Annotated in this window: 1 protein-coding gene; it reads left to right on the top strand. The window is 63.0% G+C overall.

The window, feature by feature from the left end; all coding sequences use genetic code 11:
• Window positions 1-541, top strand: a 541-nt coding sequence (locus tag R7Z77_RS27990) for an MFS transporter (RefSeq protein WP_318137384.1), incomplete at both ends; no start/stop codon positions are given.

Raw genomic sequence — 541 nt, 5'->3', positions numbered from 1 at the left:
CTTCATCATGCAACTTGTCGGACAGGTGCCGGCCGCGCTTTGGGTCATTTTCGGCGAGGATCGCTTTCACTGGGACGCGACCACGATCGGCATTTCGCTTGCCGCATTTGGCATTCTGCATTCACTCGCCCAGGCAATGATCACCGGCCCTGTAGCCGCCCGGCTCGGCGAAAGGCGGGCACTCATGCTCGGAATGATTGCCGACGGCACAGGCTACATCCTGCTTGCCTTCGCGACACGGGGATGGATGGCGTTCCCGATCATGGTCCTGCTTGCTTCGGGTGGCATCGGAATGCCGGCGCTGCAAGCAATGTTGTCCAGGCAGGTGGATGAGCATCGTCGGGGGCAGCTGCAAGGCTCACTGGCGCCGCTCACCAGCCTGACCTCGATCGCCGGACCCCTCCTCTTCACGGCGATCTATGCGGCTTCTATAACAACGTGGAACGGGTGGGCATGGATTGCAGGCGCTGCCCTCTACTTGCTCTGCCTGCCGGCGCTGCGTCGCGGGCTTTGGAGCGGCCCAGGGCAACGAGCCGATCGC

Source organism: Vibrio sp. 1401, assembly GCF_033340295.1.
The sequence above is the reverse complement of the archived record's forward strand: the minus strand, read 5'-3'. Positions and strand labels throughout refer to the sequence as shown.